Raw genomic sequence first — 17646 nt, forward strand, 5'->3', positions numbered from 1 at the left:
GTACCCTACCCTGGTATCACGACCCCCTCGGAGGACCCCCCATGCTCGAGCTCAAGGACATCTGCAAGCGCTACGTGACCGACTCCTTCACCCAGGTCGCTCTCGACCACGTCTCCGTCGCCTTCCGCGACAGCGAGTTTGTCGCGGTGCTGGGCCCGTCGGGCTCGGGGAAGACCACGATGCTCAACATCGTGGGCGGGCTCGACCACTTTGACGAGGGGGACCTCGTCATCGACGGCATCTCCACCAAGCGCTACCGCGACCGCGACTGGGACGCGTACCGCAACAACCGCATCGGCTTCGTGTTCCAGAGCTACAACCTCATCCCGCACCAGACGATTCTCGCCAACGTGGAGCTCGCGCTCACGCTCTCAGGCGTGGGCCGCGCGGAGCGCCGCCGCCGCGCCCTCGACGCCCTCGCGCGCGTGGGCCTCTCCGACCACGTGGGCAAGCGCCCGAGCCAGCTCTCCGGCGGTCAGATGCAGCGCGTCGCCATTGCCCGCGCCCTCATCAACGACCCCGAGATCCTGCTCGCCGACGAGCCCACCGGCGCCCTCGACTCCGCCACGTCCGTGCAGGTGATGGACCTGCTCAAGGAGGTCGCCCGGGACCGGCTCGTGATCATGGTCACGCACAACCCCGAGCTCGCGCGCCGCTACGCCACGCGCGTCGTCGAGCTTCGCGACGGGCACGTCACGGCCGACTCGGACCCCTTCGACCCCGCGTCCGCCCCCCGGCGCGAGGCGAGGGCGGCGCGGCGCACCTCGATGAGCTTCCTCACGGCGCTCGGCCTGTCGTTCAACAACCTCATGACCAAGAAAGGCCGCACCGTCATGACGGCCTTCGCGGGCTCGATCGGCATCATCGGCATCGCCGCCATCCTCGCGCTCGCCAACGGCGTGAACGACTACATCGCCCGCGTCGAGGAGGACACGCTGTCGAGCTACCCGCTCTCCATCACCAGGCAGAGCATGGACGTCTCGAGCATGCTCACGGAGGACGCGGGCGCCGGGGAGGCCGAGAAGGACGACGACCCCGACCAGATCCCCACCTTCACGATGCTCACCGACATGTTCTCGACCGTGGGCTCCAACGACCTGTCGGGTCTCAAGGCCTACCTCGAGACCGACCCCGACGGCCTCTCCGAGAACGTCAACGCCATCCAGTACGACTACGGCCTCACGCCGCTCGTCTACAGGGCAGACACCTCCGAGGGGGCGGTCCAGCTCAACCCCAACGCGCTCGGCACCGCCATGACCGGCGGCGCGTCCGGGACCGCGACCGCGGGCATGACGGGCGGCGGCATGTCCGTCTTCAACGAGATGATCGACGACCAGGAGCTCCTCGCGTCCCAGTACGACGTCGTGGCGGGGCGCTGGGCGAGCGCGCCGGACGAGTGCGTGCTCGTGCTCACCCAGAGCGGCGGCATCTCCGACTACACGCTCTACGGCATCGGCGCGCTCGACCCGGCGGAGCTCACCGAGATGGTGAGCAGCGCCATGAGCGGCACGGCGGGGGAGACCGACGTCGAGCACGACGACATCGACTTCACCTACGACGACGCGCTCGCCCTCTCGTTCAAGGTGATCAGCCCCACCGACGAGTACCGCAGGAACGAGGAGACGGGCGGCTGGACCGACATGTCCTCCGACGCCGAGTTCATGCGCTCCGCCGTCGAGGGCGGGCTCGACCTGCGCGTCGTGGGGGTGGTGCGGCCCAACGAGTCGTCCGACGCCAAGGCCCTCTCGGCGGGCATCGCCTACACGCCCGGGCTCACGGAGGCGCTCATGGAGCGAGCGGCGAGCTCGCAGATCGTGCAGCAGCAGCTCTCCGACCCGGAGACGGACGTCTTCACGGGCAAGAGCTTCGCGACCCTCCAGGAGGAGGCGCGCCAGGGCGTCGACCTCGAGAGCCTCTTCTCGGTGGACGAGGAGGGCCTGCGCTCCGCGTTCTCCTTCGACGCGAGCGGTCTCTCCGCCGCCTTCGACCCCTCCGGGATCGACCTCTCCGGGGTCTCGGTCGACCTCTCGGGCGTGGCGGACTCGATCGACGTCGAGTCGCTCGTGGCGGGGGTGCCCGCGCCGGACTTCTCGGCCATCCTCGAGGAGGCGGTGAGCGACCCGCCCGTCACCCTCGATCAGCTCGAGGAGGCGGCCCGTCTCGGCGGCGAGCTCGTGGGGGGCTTCGTCCGCTGGTGGGGGGAGAACGCGGGCGAGCTCGACCCCGACGACCCCGCCTTCGCCCAGGGCGTCGTCGACCTCCTCGGGCGCTACCTCGAGACCGAGGAGGCCCGGGCCCTCCTCGCCCAGATCGACGCCGTGGCGGGCCAGCCCGTGCGCGAGCGCGTGGAGAAGATCGTGTCCGACTACGTGTCGGGCGAGCTCGCGCCCTACCTCCAGTCCTTCCTCCAGGAGATGTCGTCCCAGATCTCCTCGGCCATCTCCTCCCAGCTCCAGGGCGCGATCTCCCAGGTGATGGCCAGCTACGCGAGCCAGGTGGCGGGCGGGCTCTCGAGCCTGCAGGACGCCTTCTCCGTGAACGCCGACGCCCTCGCCTCGGCCATCCACTTCAACATGGACGCCGAGGACCTGACCTCGCTCATGGAGAGCTACGCCAACGCGAGCCAGCTCACCTACGACAACAACCTCCAGACGCTCGGCTACGCCACCCCCGACAACCCCGCCGCCATCCAGATCTACCCGCGCGACTTCGAGGCGAAGGAGCGCGTGCTCGACGTCATCGACGGCTACAACGACGCGCAGCGGGCGGCCGGCAACGAGGACGGGGTCATCACCTACACGGACTACATGGGCGTCATCATGGGCAGCGTGACCGACATCGTGAACATGATCTCGCTCGTGCTCATCGCCTTCGTCTCCATCTCGCTCGTGGTGAGCTCGATCATGATCGGCATCATCACCTACATCTCGGTGCTCGAGCGCAGGAAGGAGATCGGCATCCTGCGCGCGATCGGTGCCTCGAAGGGCAACGTCGCGAACGTGTTCAACGCCGAGACCTTCATCGAGGGCCTCATCTCGGGCCTCTTCGCCATTGCCGTGGTGGTGGGCGTGTCGATCCCGGTGAACGCGTGGGTGGAGTCCAGCTTCGCCGTCGAGAACATCATGAGCCTCCCGGCGACCTCGGCGCTCGCGCTCGTGTGCGTGTCCGTGGCGCTGACGCTCGTGGCCGGGCTCATCCCGAGCTCCGCGGCGAGCCGCCGCGACCCGGTCGAGGCGCTTCGCAGCGAGTGACGGCCCGCCTCCGCGTGCCCGCCCCGCCTCCCGCCCGGGGCCGCCGCGCGCTATCCTAGTCGGGTGACGCGAGAGAGGAGAGCGCATGCTGCAGAGGGACTACGTCCTTGAGATCGTCGACCAGTTCGTCGAGGGGGTCTCCGACGCCCTGAGGCGCGCCCTGCGGGGCGAGGCCGGGGCTACGGACGACATCGAGCGCCAGATCGGTGAGCTGCTCGACCTCGACCCGGGCACCGCGCTCGTCCTGGCGCCCGACTCGCTCGTCACGATGATGGTCATCTCCGGCATCGGCGACTCCGTCGCGGGCTACGTCTGCTACGCGCTCGCGCGCCTGGCGACGATCTACGGGCGCGAGGGAGCTGACGACCTGGCCGGGCTCAGGCGCCTGCAGGCGCGCGCCGTGGCGGAGTCCTTCGGCTGCGACCCCGACGACGTCCCCGCCGAGCTCGCGCGGCTCGACGCCGAGCTGTTCTCGTAGCGCGGCGCGCGGCGGCGGGCGCCTGAGCCCGGCGTCGTGGTGTACGATGATGGCGGAGCCCGCCCGCCCCGCGCGGCGGGCCGTCGCGGCGCTTCCGCGGGGGCCGCGGATTGGTCGTTGACTCCTACCGCGCAGACGGTTCTTGAAAGGCTCCGACCGCAGCCCCCGCGCGAGCGCGCCCCGGCGCCCCGACCCGGCGCCGCGAGTCCCCGTCCTTCTCGCCCCCGCGGCATGGGTCGCCCCATAAGGGGAAGAGTCTACGTGTAGGCAGGACTCGACCTCGGGAGGTGGCGCCATGATCGCCGTGGGCATCGACGTCGCAAAGGACAAGCACGACTGCACGGTCGTGGGAGGGGACGGGGTGATCCTCGCCGACTCCTTCGTCGTCCCCAACAGCCAGGAGGGCTTCTCGCGGCTGCTCGGGCAGATCGGCGCGTGCTCGGGGGACCGCGAGGAGGTGCGGGTGGGCCTCGAGGCGACGGGCCACTACGGCACCAACCTCCTGAGGTTCCTCGTCGACGCGGGCCTCGCCGTCTACGTGCTCAACCCACTCTCGACCAACCTCTACCGCAAGAGCCTCTCGCTGCGCAAGACCAAGACCGACCGCGTGGACGCGCGCACGATCGCGGCGATGCTGCTGTCGGGGTCGGGCCTCGTGCCGTATCGCGCCGAGGCGCGACGCACGGAGGACCTCAAGTCGCTCACGCGCTACCGCTTCGACAAGGTCCGGGAGCGCGCCAAGCTCAAGCAGTCGATCTCGAGGCTCGTGTGCATCCTGTTCCCCGAGCTCGAGAAGCTCGTGCCCACGCTGCACATGCGCTCCGTCTACGAGCTGCTCGGCGCGTTCCCCGGCGCGGCCCAGGTTGCCGAGGCGGGGCTCGAGGAGCTCTCGGAGCTGCTGGAGCGCAGCTCGAAGGGGCACTACAAGCGCAGCGCCGCGGAGGAGATCTACGAGGCCGCGCGCTCGTCGATCGGCGCGTGGGCGCCGGCGAAGTCCCTCGAGCTGCAGCACACCATCCGACTCGCCCGCGAGCTCGGCAGCGAGGTTGACGACGTGGAGCGCTTCATCAAGGCGATCCTGGTCGAGATCGCGTCGCCCATCACGACCATCCCCGGCATCGGGTTCCGGATGGCCGCCATGATCATCGCCGAGGCGGGCGACTTCTCGCGCTTCGAGAGCGCGGACAAGCTGCTGGCGTACGCCGGCATGTCGCCCTCGACCTACCAGTCGGGGCAGCTCAGGAACTGCTACCCGCACATGGAGAAGCGCGGCAGCCGCTACCTGCGCTACGCGCTCTACAACGCCACCAAGCACGTGTGCCGCTACGACCCGACCTTCGCGGCGTACCTGGGGAAGAAGTGCGCCGAGGGCAAGCACTACAACGTGGCGATCTCGCACGCGTGCAAGAAGCTCGTGCGCGTCATCCTGGCGCTCGAGCGCTCCGGAGAGCCGTACCGCCCGGCGGCGTGACGGGCGCGGGGCGCCGTGGTATCGTGCGGGGCGTGGTCGGACGAGGGGACGGCGGAGAAGGACGGTGGGGCCTGTGGCGGGGGCGCTGTGTCTCACGGACCGCGGCAACGCGGCGAACGAGGACTTCGTGCGGGTGACGGAGTCGTACGGCATCGTGGTCGACGGGGCGTCGGGGCTCGCCGGGGAGCCGCTGTTCGCCCCGCGCTTCGCCACCAACGCCCAGTGGCTCTCGCACGTGGTGGGGGAGCGCGCGTGCGCCGAGCTCGAGGGCGGGGCGAGCGTCGACGACGCGCTCGAGCGGGCCGTTGGGGCCGCGCGCGCCGAGCTCGAGACGGCGGCGGGGGTCGCGCTCGAGCGGATGGACCCGCTCGCGGTCCCGTCGGCCACGCTCGCGCTCGCCGCGGTGAAGGGCGACGTCGTGGAGCTTCGGGGCCTCGGGGACTCGCCGCTGGCGGTGCTCATGCGCGACGGGTCGCTCGTCGTCGTGACCGACGAGGCCCTCGAGGCGCTCGACGCCCGCGCGGTCAGCCTCATGGCGCTCCGCGACCCCGGGTGCGCCCTGAGCGGTCCCGAGCGCCGCAGGCTCGTCGACGACGTCGTGCGCGCGAACCGCCTGCTGCGCAACGTCGACGGAGGGTACTGGAGCCTCGACTCCTCGGGGGACGGGCTCGCCCATGCGCGGCGCGCGTCCCTGCCGCGCGAGGAGGTCCTCGCCGTGGCGGGGATGAGCGACGGCATGTGGCGCGCGTTCTCGGAGTTCGGCGTCGCAGAGGCGGCGCGCGAGCTGGTCGGCCTCACGCCGGGCCGGGCGCACGAGATCGTGCGCCGCCTGCGCGAGCTCGAGGCGTCCGACCCCGACCTCGCGCGCTTTCCGCGCCTCAAGCGCTCGGACGACGCGAGCCTCTTCTGGATCGGGCTCTAGCGGCGCGCGAGCCGCCCGCGCGGCCGCGCCCGCGCGAGACCCTGCGCGACGCCACGCGCCGCACGCGCGCCCCCCGTGCGCCCCGCGGTCCGTCCCCGCGCCGCGGCTCGACTACAATGGTGTGCTCACCCTGCCGCCCATCGACCCAGGAACGGAGGATGCCCATGCGCTACGCGAGCGTCGCGCTCGACATACCAACGCGCGCGCTCGAGGGCGCGTTCGACTACGCGGTGCCCCCCGAGCTCGAGGGGGACGTCGTCGTCGGTTCCACGGTGCTCGTCTCCTTCTCGCACCGCATGGCGGTGGGCTACGTGACGGCGACCTCGGACGCGCCTCCCGACGGGGTCGCTCCCGAGCGGGTGCTCCCCGTGTCCCAGGTCCTTGCCCCCGCCGCCTTCGACGAGGGGGCCGCGCGCGTGGCGGAGTGGATGGCGCGCGAGTACGCCTGCCCGCTCTGCGAGGCAATCCGGCCCTTTCTCGCGCCCGGGCAGAAGGTCCGCGTGACGCGCGCGTCCGAGGACGCCCCGTGGGAGCTCCAGACCGAGCGCGCCGGCGCCGTGGACGCTCGCTGGGCGGCGCTGACGCCGACGGCGGACGACTACGTCCCCGCCCGCTCCGCGAGTCGGCAGCGGGCGGTGATCGAGGCCCTGCGCGAGGGGCCGCAGCGCGTGGCGGAGCTCTCCGCCACCATCCCGGGCGCATCGAGCGCGGTCGCGGCCCTCGAGCGCCGCGGGGTCGTGGCGGTCACGCGCCGCCGCGAGCTGCGCGGGCGTGACGAGACCACGCTCTCCTCGGCCGCCGCGCCCCGACCGCGGCGCCTCACGGACGGTCAGCTCACCGCCCTCGCCGCCATCGACGAGGCTCGCGCCGCCGCCCGCGGCGACGCGGTGCTCGTGGACGGCGTCACCGGCTCGGGCAAGACCGAGGTCTACCTCGCCGCCATCGAGCGCTCGCTCGCCGCGGGCGGCGGCGCGCTCGTCCTCGTGCCCGAGATCTCCCTCACGGCCCAGACCGTGGGGCGCTTCCGCAGCCGCTTCGGCGACGAGGTCGCGGTGCTGCACTCGCGCCTCTCGACCGGCGAGCGCTTCGACCAGTGGGACCTCGTCCGCTCCGGGCGCGCCCGCGTGGTCGTGGGCGCGCGCTCGGCGCTCTTCGCGCCGCTCTCCGAGGTCGGCCTCATCATCATCGACGAGGAGCACGAGTCCTCCTACAAGCAGGACAAGGCCCCGCGCTACCACGCCCGCGAGGTCGCGGCGCGCCTGGCGCGCGAGCGCGGGGCCGCGCTCGTGCTCGGCTCCGCAACGCCCTCGCTCGAGAGCCTCGAGCGCTGCCGCGCCGGGCGATTCCGGGGCGCGCGCTGGTCGCGCGTCGAGATGCCCGAGCGCCCGGCGGGCGCGGTCCTGCCCCGCGTCACCGTGGTTGACATGGCCGAGCAGTTCCGAGGCGGGGGTCGCTCGGTCTTCTCGGCCCCGCTCGTCGACGCCCTGCGCGGGGTGGTCGAGCGGCGCGAGAAGGCCGTGCTGCTGCTCAACCGCCGAGGCTTCGCCAGCTTCCTCATGTGCCGCGAGTGCGGGTGCGTCCCGGAGTGCCCGCACTGCTCGACCGCGCTCACCTACCACGAGCGCGGTCACATGCTCGCCTGCCACACGTGCGGCCGCACCTGGCCGGTGCGCGCCTTCCCCGACCCGTCGACGGCGTGCCCCAACTGCGGCAGCCGCTACCTCGCCGCGTACGGGGTGGGGACGCAGCGCGTCGAGGACGAGCTCTCGGCGCTCCTGCCCGAGGGCGTCGAGGTGATTCGCATGGACGCCGACACCACGCGCGCCAAGGGCGCCCACCAGCGGCTGCTCGAGCGCTTCGACGCCGCGGAGTGCGCGGTGCTCGTGGGCACGCAGATGATCGCCAAGGGGCTCGACTTCCCCGAGGTCACGCTCGTGGGCGTGATCAACGCCGACACCATGCTCAAGCTGCCCGACTTCCGGGCGGCGGAGCGGACCTACGACCTGCTCGAGCAGGTGGCGGGCCGCGCGGGCCGCGGGGGGCGGCCGGGGGAGGTCATCGTCCAGACGTACTGGTCGACGCACCCCGCCATGCGAGCCGTGGCGGCCCACGACCGCTCCGTGTTTCTCGACGCGGAGCTCGCCGAGCGCGCCGAGGCGTCCTACCCGCCCTTCTCGAGGGTGTCGAACGTCGTCGTGCAGGGGCGCTCCGAGCGCGACGTCCGTGCCGCGTGCGACGCGCTCGCCGCCGCGGTGCGCGAGCGCGTGGGGGGCGCCGCCGGGTGGGAGGTGCTCGGGCCCGCCGACTGCGTCCGCGCCCGCGTGAAGGACCGCGTGCGGCGCCACGTGCTGGTGAAGTGCCCCCCGGAGGCGGAGGTGGGGAATCTGCTCGCCTCGTGCGCCGCGGGACTCGGCCGACGGGCGGGTATTACCATAGCAGTGGACGTTGACGCCTACGACCTCATGTGACCGGGGCCGTCTCGCATCGTCGCCGCGCGGCCCCGCCGCCGGCGGAAGGAGGACCATGAACGAGCTCAACCAGATCGTGCTCTCGCCCGACCCGCGCCTCTCGCAGGAGTGCGCGCCCATCGACGTCATCGACGACGAGGTCCGCGCGCTCGCCAAGCGCATGCTCAAGGTCATGTACGCGGCCGACGGCTGCGGCCTCGCCGGCCCGCAGATCGGCGAGATGCGCCAGATCGTCGTCATCGACGTCGACTGGGCGGGGCGCGGCAGCAAGAAGAACCCCTACGTGCTCATCAACCCCCGCATCGTCTGCGCCGACGGCCCGGAGCGCGAGGGCTCGGAGGGCTGCCTGTCCTTTCCGGGCGTGAGCGTCACGGTGAGCAGGCCGAGCCACGTGGTCGTGCAGGCAAGAAACCTCGACGGCGACCTCATGCAGTACGAGGCCGATGGCGACCTCATGGCCGTCTGCCTCCAGCACGAGATCGACCACGTCCACGGCGTGACGATGTTCGACCACCTCGCCCCGATGCGCCGGGCGGAGGCGGAGCGCGAGTACGAGGCGGCCCTCGCCGCGGGCGCGCGCCCCGGCGAGACCGAGGTCGCGGAGTAGGGGGGAGCATGGCAGGCGAGAAGAACGATCGGACCGCGCGCGACGGGCGCCTGCGCGTCGTCTTCATGGGCACGCCCGACTTCGCCGTGCCCTCGCTCGAGGCGCTCGCCGACGCCCACGACGTCGCGCTCGTGCTCACGCGACCGGACGCCGTGCGCGGCCGCGGGAGGGCGCTCGTGCCCTCGCCCGTCAAGGCGCGTGCGCTCGAGCTCGGGCTGCCCGTGCTCGAGGCGGGTCGCGTCACGCCCGAGGTGATGGTCGCCCTGCGCGACGCGCGCCCTGACGTGATCTGCGTCGCGGCGTACGGGTGCATCCTCCCCGACGAGGTGCTCGGCCTCGCGCCGGGCGGCTGCGTCAACGTCCACGCCTCGCTGCTGCCCCGCTGGCGCGGCGCGGCGCCGATCCAGCGGGCGATTCTCGCCGGCGACGAGCTGACGGGCGTCTCGATCATGAGGATCGGCCACGGCGTGGACACCGGCGCCTACTGCGCGCAGGCCGCCACGGGCGTTGCGGGAAAGTCGACGGCGGAGCTCACCGCGGAGCTCGCGCGCATGGGCGCCGAGCTGCTGGTCGACGTGCTGCCCTCCGTGTTCGACGGGAGCGCCGCGTGGACCGAGCAGGACGAGGCGCTCGTGACGCATGCCGCCAAGGTGGGGAAGGCCGAGATGCTCCTCGACCCCGAGGACACCGCCGAGAGGAACCTCGCGCGCGTGCTGGCGTCCGGGGACACGGCTCCCGCGCGCTGCTCGGTGGCCGGCCGCGGGGTGCGCGTGTGCGCGGCGGCGGCGGGCGACGGGGACGTGCCCGCCGGGTCCGTCCTCGTGAGCCACGGGAGGGCGTGGCTCGGCTGCTCGGACGGCTCGATCGAGGTCGTCCGCGTGAAGCCGGACGGCAAGCGCGAGATGGATGCCTCCGCGTGGGCCGCCGGCCTTCGCGGGGACGGCATCGCCTGGGGGCGCGCGTAGTGGCCCGGGCGACGCCCGCCCGCCGCGCCGCGCTGTCGCTCGTCTCCGAGCGCAGGCGGCGCGGGGCGCGCGCCCGCGAGCTCATGCGCGACAGCGCGGGGCTCTCGGAGCTGCCGGTTCGCGAGCGGTCCCTCGCCACGCGCCTCGTCATGGGCGCCACGGCCGCCGAGGGCGCGCTCGACCGCGTCATCGACTCCCACCTCAGGCCCGGGGCGCGGCTCGAGCCCCGCGTGCGCGACGCGCTCAGGGTCGCGACCTTCGAGCTGCTGTACCTGGACGGCCGCGCGGACGTTGCCGTGAGCCAGGGCGTCGAGCTCGTGCGCGGCGTCGCGCCGCGGGCCGCCGGGCTCGCCAACGCGGTGCTGCGCCGCGCGGCCGAGCTCGATGCGCCGCGGCTCGAGGCGGCCCGCGCCCGCGCGGCGTCGGGCGCCCCCGACGCCGCCGACCTCGCGCTCGTGGGGGCGCTCCCGGAGTGGCTCTGCGACCTCGCGCTCGCGTCGCTCGGGCCCGCCCGCGCCGCGGCATGGGCGTCGGGCGCCCTCGGGCCCGTCGGAGCGTGGGCCTCGGCGAACCGCTCGCTCGTGACGACGGGGGAGGCCGCGGCCCTTCTCGCCGAGGCGGGCTGCGAGCCCGCGGAGGGCCCCCTGCCCGGGTCGCTCCTGCTCGGGGCGCCCGCCCGCCTCGCGCCGTCCGGCCTCGTCGAGCGGGCGCTCGTGCTGCCGTGCGACCTCGCCGCGCAGGAGGTCGCGCTCGCCGCGGCGCCGGCGCCCGGAAGCCGCGTGCTCGAGGTGGGACAGGGACGCGGCACCAAGACGCTCCTGCTCGAGGGCGCCTCCGTCGCCGCGGGCGGGGCGTGCGACATCGTGTCGGTCGAGCTCGACGCCCGCAAGTCCGTGCTCGCCGCGCGCCGCATGGAGGCGGCGGGGGTGGCGGGCCACGTTGCGTGCGTCGCGCTGGACGCGCGCGACCTCGCCGGGACCGATCTGCCCGAGGTACTTCTCGGTACCTTTGACCTGGTCTTTGTTGACGCCCCCTGCACAGGGACGGGTACGCTCGCGCGCCACCCGGAGATCGCCTGGTCGCTCGACGCGGCGGCGCCCGCGCAGCTCGCCGCGCTCCAGCTCGAGATCCTGTCCGCCGCGGCGGCGCGCGTCGCCCCGGGGGGCAGGCTCGTCTACGCCACCTGCTCGGTCCTGTCCGAGGAGAACGAGGGCGTGGTCGAGGCGCTTCTCTCCAGCGGGGCGGGCGCGGGGCTCGAGCTCATCGCGGCGGGGCTCACCCCCGCCAGGCCCAACGCCGACACGCACTTCCACGCCGAGCTGCGTCGTCTTGCCTAGCCGCCCCGCGGCGCCCCGCGCGCCCGTCGTCCCGCCTAGCCGCCCCGCGCGTCCATCGCCCCGTGACAGATTTCTCGAGCGATTGGGTACTTTGGCAATCGGGCGCTCCCCGCGGGGCCGGATTTGTCAGGATGCCCGCCTGATTGGGTGGCGGGCCCTCCTCGCTTGCCGGTGCCCCAGCCGACGGGACACCCAATCTCCGCTCCAACCTGACACATGAGGGCGAGAAGGACGTGCGAGGGCCAACGTGCATCCCCGGCTCGGGTCATCGGTCCCTCCCCAACATAAAATGTTATGCCCAATCACAGGGGTAGCCAGACAAATCGGGCGCTCCGGCGAACCGTGCCCACGCGGCCCGCGCGCTCGGGCGCTCCGGCGAACTGTGCTCTGGGCGCTCCTGCGAACCGTCCCCCCCCGCGGCCCGCGCGCTCCGGCCCCAGACAGGCCGCTCGCCCGGTCGCGCCCGTCAGCGGGCTCGGGACGCCTCCGCGAGGCCCTCCCAGCCGTCGATCCAGGCGTCCGCCGCCCGCCGGAGCTCCGTCCGCGGCTGGCGGGGGTCGTCGCAGCCCACGGCCACGGCGCGCATGCCGGCGCGGCGGGCGGAGAGCACGCCGGGCAGGATGTCCTCGAAGACCGCGCAGGCGGCGGGCTCGGCGCCCAGCCGCCGCGCCGCCTCGAGGTAGATGTCCGGGTGGTCCTTGCCGCGCGCGACCTCGCGCCCGCACACGACCTCGTCGAAGAGGGACCGGACGTCGACGTGTCGCATAGCGCCCAGGACGTGGGGGTCGTTGGTCGTCGCCAGTGCGAGCGGCACGCCCGCCGAGCGCAGCGAGCGCAGGTAGCTCTCTGCGCCGGGGCGCAGGCGGACCCTCGTCTCGTAGAGCGCCGCCCCGAGGCGGTTCCACTCGTCGACGATGTCGGCGACCTCGTCGCGCAGGTGGTAGCGCTCCAAGCACCACTGCGCTCCCGCCGCGAACCCGAGCGTCGCGAGCGTGGCGGAGGCGTCCTCGTCAAAAGGAATGCCGCGCGACGAGAAGAAGACCTCGTCCACCTCGCGCCAGAGGTGCCAGGTCTCGGCGAGCGTCCCGTCGAAGTCGACGATCGCCGCGCCGAAGCTCGGCGGCCACAGGCGGAGGGGCGCCGCGGCGGGGGAGGGGCGCGCGCCGTCGCGCGGGGCGCCCGTCATCGGTCCGGCTCGTCCTCGAACGAGCGCAGGATGCCGTAGGTGACGTCGTCGCGGGTGAGCGAGCAGAGCGCGCGCGTGAGGTCGCGCGCGACGCAGAAGAGCTCGGCGTCGGTGGCCGCGCGCGCCGCCTCGAGGAGGACGGCGCCGACCTCCTCGGTCGGGGCCAGCGGGATGCCCGCCGCGACGAGCACGGAGTCTGCCTGCTCGGGGCCGAGCTGCCCGCCGGACGAGGCGCCCACGTGGCCGATGAGCGCCACGACGGCGAGCCCCGCCACGAGGGCGGGGGCGCCGAGCTGGCGCGTCGCGCGCTGGTAGCAGGCCTGTGCGGCGAGCACCCTGCCCGCCTGCCACTGGAGCTGCGCCATCTGCAGGTACGCGATGCCGATGGACTCGGGGTCGTGCGCGAGGGAGAGCACGCGCGCGATCTCCCCTTCGGCGCCCTCCGCGTCGCCGGCGGCCTCGAGGCACTGCGCGAGGTTGAGCCCCGCCTGGGCGGAGAGGGGGGCCACCTGAGCCGCCCGCCGCGCGTGAGCGAGGGCGCTCTCCACGCGCCCGCGGGCGAGGTCGCAGGCCGCAGCGATGGTGTGCGCCTCGAGGTAGGCGGAGGGCACGAGGGCGCACCGCTCGCCGGGGCGGGCGACGAGGCGGTTGTAGACGACCCGGTCCGCGTAGCCGTCGAACGACGCCCAGCGCGTGCCGTCGGACCCGCCCTCGTAGGTCCCGAGCCCGTCGACGGGCAGGAGCGCCTCCTCGGCGAGCCTGCCCGCGCCGTCGAGGTCGCGCGCGGCGAGGCGCCCGCGCGCCAGCGCGCAGAGCCTCGTGAGGTCGTCTCCCGCGACGAACGCCTCCTCGATCGCGAGCGGGTCGTCGTCGAGCGTCCCGTCGATCAGGCCCCGCAGGCAGCGATGGGCCGCCTCGTCGACGTCGGGGCTGCCGTCGCGACGCGCGGCCTCGAGGATCGCGGCGACGTTGTCCGCCGTCGAGGTCCCGAGGTCGCGGGTGAGCTCCCGGGCGACGGCGCGCCGGCGCGCCGCCTCGTCGACGCCGAGGTCGAGCACGCGCTCGCAGCCCAGGGCGCGCGGGCGGTCCCCGAAGAGCACGCGGTCGGAGAGCTCGGGGGGCTCGTAGCGCTGCGGCGGGCAGAGCTCCTCGTCGTCGAGGGTGAAGCCCTGGCGCACCGGGTGGAGCGAGACGCCGTCGGCGTCGATCTCGGCGCCCGCCGCGCCGAGCGCAGCGAGCGGGCTCGCCGCGGGGTCGGGGCCGAGCCGCTCGAGCAGGGCGCGCCCGATCCGCACGGAGTAGTAGCACGCGTGGTCGGTCGCGGTGTCCACCACGCCCGCGACCCAGACCTCCGAGAGCTGCGGGCACGCGCCGAGCGCGAGCTCGGCGAGGAGCAGCGCGAGGCGCGCGTTGTAGTCGCTCGCCGCGCGGCGGCGCATCTCGGCGGTGGCGGGGACGATGCCGAGGCCGTCGACGAAGGCGGTGTCGACCCATGCCGAGGGCGGAACGAGGTCGACCTCGAAGGCGGCGACCCCGCGCGCCACGTTCACGCGGAACCGCGTGGTGAGGCGGTAGGGGAGCCGCAGCGACTCGATCCCCAGGGAGATGGCGTGACGGACCTCCCACTCGCCGAGCGCAGGGGCGCCGACGCGCCCGGCGACCTCGCCCGCCTGGGCGACGATGGAGCGCGCCACGCGCTGCTCGGCGCGAACGAGCTCCTCGACGGTGGCGTCGGCCGGGCGCTCGAGCGCCCGCGTGACGAGGAGGGCGGAGTTGAGCGCCGCCTCGATCCCGAGCACGCGGAGCTTGGCGAGGTAGCTGACGCGCTCGTCCTCGATCCTCAGGTAGAGCAGGCCGGAGAGGCGCGGCCGGACGACGCGCACGGAGGGGAGCTCGGGCTCTGGCTCGAGCAGCCCCGCGCCCACGAGCCGCGCGGCGAGGTGGGTCTCGAGCGCGCTCGGCGGCAGCGCGGGGACGTCCGCACCCGGCAGCGCGGTCGCCTCGGCTCGGGCGCGTACGTCGGCGACCATGCCGGCGAGAAGGGCCATCGGGTCGGGGGACGCCATGAGCGCGTCGGCGAGGCCGTCGACGTCGAGCACGGAGGTGTTGCCGTCGGCGCCGCCCGCCGCCTCCGCCCCGTCGTCCGGGTCGGTGCTCACGAGCGCCGCGAAGAGCCTCCCGAGCCGTCCGCGCCCGCTCTCGTCCATGTCGGCCATGTCGTCACCTCGCCTCCCGCGCCGTCTCCCGCCGCTGCCCGGGCTCCCTCTCGCTAGGACTCGTCGTCCCGCTCGCCCCGGTGCCTCCTCCTGCCGTCGAGCACGCACTCCCGGTTGCTGACGCGCCTCACGAACAGGCCGCTCGACGGCTTGGGGGCGAACCAGGTCGACTTGGGGGGCATGAGCCGCCCCGCGTCGGCGACGGCCATGAGCTCAGCGACGGAGGTGGGGAAGAGGGTGAAGGCGACACCTCGGTCGCCGGCCCGCCGCTCGAGCTCTCCCGCCTCGGCCGCGCCGCCCACGAAGGAGAGCCGCGGGTCCTCGCGCGGGTCGCCCACGCCCAGGACGCCCGCGAGCACGCGGTCCTGCAGCACGGAGACGTCGAGCGCGTCGGCCGGGTCGTCGGGTCGCTCGTCGGGCAGGCCCAGCTCCCTCCAGGCGCCGAACGCGTACATGCCCACGGCCCCGCGGCGGGACGGGCGCACGGGGCGCTCCCCCCGGGGCCCCACGGAGACGCCCTGCGCCTCGAGGGCGGCGACGAGCTCGTCCTCGGTCATGCCCGCGACGTCGGCGACCACGCGGTCGTAGGGGTCCGCGTGGAGCCGGCTCGCGGGGAAGAGCGCGCAGAGCAGGTAGTTGTAGGCCTCGTCGCCGGTGTGGCGCTCGCCGCCCTCGGTGCGCATGCGCCTGCAGACGCGCGCCGCGGCCGCGGCGCGGTGGTGTCCGTCGGCGACGTAGGCGCACGGGACGTGCTCGAACATCAGGCGCAGCGACTCGACCGCCGCCGGTCGCGCCACGCGCCACACGGTCTGCCGGACGCCGTCGGCGTCGACGAAGTCATAGAGGGGCTCGGCCGTCTTCGCCGCCTCGACGAGGGCGTCGAGCACCGGGTTGTCGGGATAGGCGAGCACGACCGGGGCCGTCTGGCAGCCCGTCGCCTCGATGTGCCGGACGCGGTCGTCCTCCTTCTTGGGGCGGGTGAGCTCGTGGCGCCGGATGATGCCGTTGCTGTAGTCGTCGAGCGAGCACGCGGCGACCACGCCGGTCTGCGAGCGCCCGTCGGCCTCGAGGCGGTAGAGGTAGAAGCAGGGGGTGCCGTCCCGCAGGAGCGAGCCCCCGTTCACGAGGTCGGCGAGCCGGTCGTGCGCGACCTGGTAGACGTCGTCGGGCGCGTCGGGGCCCGCGGCGGGCGACGACGCGGCGTCCGGGCGCTCGACCGAGAGGAACGAACCCGGGTGCGCTGCGAGGTAGGCCTCGGCGCCCGCGCGGTCGAAGACGTCGTAGGGCGGGGAGGCGAGGGTCGCGGCGGCCTCGGGCCTCGGTCGGTAGCAGGTGATGGGCTCGACGTGCATGGCTCCTCCTCGCGAACTCGTTACACCCAGCCATGATACCCCGCGCGCGGCGCGCGCGACGCGGCGAGGCGCCGGGCGGCCGCCTCGGGCGCCCGGCGGGCGCGCGACCGCCGGGCGTGCTACGCTTGGGGCCACGAGGGAAGGAGGCGCGATGGCGCTCACCGGTGAGGACGTCACGGGCAGGCGGCTCGTGATCTTTGACTTCGACGGCACGCTCGCGGACACGGTTGACGGGATCTGCGCCACGGCGCGCACGGTCCTTCTCGCCCACGGCATCTCCGAGGAGGGGCTCGGCGACCTCAGGCGGATCATCGGGCCGCCGTTCCCCCAGGCGTTCTCGCTGGTCTACGGCTTCGACGAGCGGGAGGCCGCCCAGGTGACCGCCGAGTACCGAGCCATCTACCAGGGCCTCGGAATCGAGGGGTGGCCGCTCTACCCGGGGATGCGCGCCGCGCTCGAGACCCTGCGCGCCGCCGGCCGCTCGCTCGCCGTGGCGTCGTCGAAGCGAGAGGCGCTCGTGGCGCGGGCCGTCGCGGACAACGGGGTCGGCGACCTCTTCGACGTCGTCCTCGGCAAGCAGTCGGACGCGCAGGCGAGCAAGGCGGCCACGATCGCGCGCGTGCTCGAGCTCACGGGCAGCGAGCCGGGCGACGCGGTCATGGTGGGGGACCGCCACCACGACGTTGAGGCCGCCGCGGAGGTCGGCGTCGCCTGCGTGGGCGTGACCTATGGCGGGACCGCGGCGCCAGGCGAGCTCGAGGGCGCGGGCGCCTGCGCCGTTGCGGGCAGCGTCGAGGGGCTGCTGCGGGTCCTGCTGGGGAGCGCCTAGCCCCGCGCGCCCGCGCCGCCCGCCGTCCCTGTCGCCGAAATCATGGCGGCCCCTGTGGGTAGAAGGGTGAGCATAGAGTCGACGCACGGCCGTTGCCAACCGGGAGAAAGGGGAAAGCATGTCTGAGTTCGACGTGACCGAGGGCCTGAAGAAGCTCTTCCTCGCCAGCGTGGGCGCCGTCGCCATGGGCGCCGAGAAGTCCCAGGAGGTGGTCGACGAGCTCGTCAAGAAGGGCGAGCTGACGGTCGAGCAGGGCAAGACGCTCAACCAGGAGCTCACCCGCAAGGCCAAGGAGGTCATCGACGGGACGAGCGACAGGGCGCTGCGGGCCCGCCTCGAGGCCATGACGCCCGAGGAGCGCGCCGCCTACGCGGCCAAGGTGGCCGAGATGTCCGCGGACATCGACGCCCAGACGGTCAAGGTGGACGTCGAGGAGCCCGCGGGCGAGGACGAGGCCGACGCCAAGTAGCCTGGGGGATCCGCGTGACGCAAGCAGGGCACGACGACCGGGGCCTCGGCGGTGGCCGGGTCCCGGTCGGCGCAGGAAAAGAGAGGGACGACGGG

General features: G+C 73.9%; 13 protein-coding genes. 10 read left to right on the forward strand and 3 right to left on the reverse strand.

Going from position 1 to position 17646, the window contains the following annotated elements:
• Positions 1-41 precede the first annotated feature (41 nt).
• From BQ7106_RS01265 to BQ7106_RS01300, 8 genes are all read left to right on the forward strand, one after another.
• Positions 42-3251, forward strand: a complete 3210-nt coding sequence (locus BQ7106_RS01265; protein WP_072370057.1) for an ABC transporter ATP-binding protein/permease — start codon at positions 42-44, stop codon at positions 3249-3251.
• Between the two features lie 85 nt (positions 3252-3336).
• On the forward strand, positions 3337-3729 hold the full coding sequence (locus BQ7106_RS01270; protein WP_072370060.1) for a hypothetical protein: 393 nt from the start codon (positions 3337-3339) through the stop codon (positions 3727-3729).
• Between the two features lie 295 nt (positions 3730-4024).
• Positions 4025-5200, forward strand: coding sequence for an IS110 family RNA-guided transposase (locus tag BQ7106_RS01275; protein WP_072370064.1), 1176 nt, complete (start codon positions 4025-4027; stop codon positions 5198-5200).
• A gap of 73 nt (positions 5201-5273) precedes the next feature.
• On the forward strand, positions 5274-6122 hold the full coding sequence (locus tag BQ7106_RS01280; protein ID WP_072370067.1) for a protein phosphatase 2C domain-containing protein: 849 nt from the start codon (positions 5274-5276) through the stop codon (positions 6120-6122).
• A 164-nt stretch (positions 6123-6286) separates the two neighbouring features.
• Complete coding sequence (gene priA / locus BQ7106_RS01285) at positions 6287-8590, forward strand: replication restart helicase PriA (protein WP_072370070.1); 2304 nt, start codon at positions 6287-6289, stop codon at positions 8588-8590.
• Positions 8591-8645: 55 nt separating this feature from the next.
• Positions 8646-9197, forward strand: a complete 552-nt coding sequence (def, locus tag BQ7106_RS01290) for a peptide deformylase (RefSeq protein ID WP_072370073.1) — start codon at positions 8646-8648, stop codon at positions 9195-9197.
• Positions 9198-9247: 50 nt separating this feature from the next.
• Entirely contained in the window at positions 9248-10162 is a 915-nt protein-coding gene (gene fmt, locus BQ7106_RS01295; protein WP_072370568.1) for a methionyl-tRNA formyltransferase, read from the forward strand.
• Positions 10162-11499 carry a transcription antitermination factor NusB gene (locus BQ7106_RS01300; RefSeq protein WP_072370076.1) on the forward strand — a complete coding sequence of 446 codons (1338 nt, stop codon included), beginning with the start codon at positions 10162-10164 and terminating at the stop codon, positions 11497-11499. The genes fmt and BQ7106_RS01300 overlap by 1 nt, the downstream gene beginning before the upstream one ends.
• 466 nt (positions 11500-11965) lie before the next feature.
• Here the strand turns inward: BQ7106_RS01300 and BQ7106_RS01305 are convergent, their stop codons facing one another.
• From BQ7106_RS01305 to BQ7106_RS01315, 3 genes are read right to left on the reverse strand one after another with little or no spacing between them, the layout of a single operon-like run.
• A complete protein-coding gene (locus BQ7106_RS01305; protein ID WP_072370079.1) occupies positions 11966-12685 on the reverse strand; it encodes an HAD family hydrolase in 720 nt (239 codons plus the stop codon).
• Entirely contained in the window at positions 12682-14901 is a 2220-nt protein-coding gene (locus tag BQ7106_RS01310; RefSeq protein WP_072370084.1) for a tetratricopeptide repeat protein, read from the reverse strand. The genes BQ7106_RS01305 and BQ7106_RS01310 overlap by 4 nt, the downstream gene beginning before the upstream one ends.
• A 53-nt stretch (positions 14902-14954) precedes the next feature.
• Positions 14955-16253, reverse strand: a complete 1299-nt coding sequence (locus tag BQ7106_RS01315) for a DUF1015 domain-containing protein (protein WP_072370087.1) — start codon at positions 16251-16253, stop codon at positions 14955-14957.
• A gap of 151 nt (positions 16254-16404) precedes the next feature.
• On the opposite strand from BQ7106_RS01315, the gene BQ7106_RS01320 reads away from it, so the two are divergent.
• Positions 16405-17082, forward strand: coding sequence for an HAD family hydrolase (locus BQ7106_RS01320; RefSeq protein ID WP_072370090.1), 678 nt, complete (start codon positions 16405-16407; stop codon positions 17080-17082).
• Between the two features lie 118 nt (positions 17083-17200).
• Complete coding sequence (locus BQ7106_RS01325) at positions 17201-17551, forward strand: phasin family protein (protein ID WP_072370094.1); 351 nt, start codon at positions 17201-17203, stop codon at positions 17549-17551.
• The last annotated feature ends 95 nt before the right edge of the window (positions 17552-17646 follow it).

Source organism: Thermophilibacter mediterraneus (assembly GCF_900119385.1).
GTDB classification, from domain to species: Bacteria; Actinomycetota; Coriobacteriia; order Coriobacteriales; family Atopobiaceae; genus Thermophilibacter; species Thermophilibacter mediterraneus.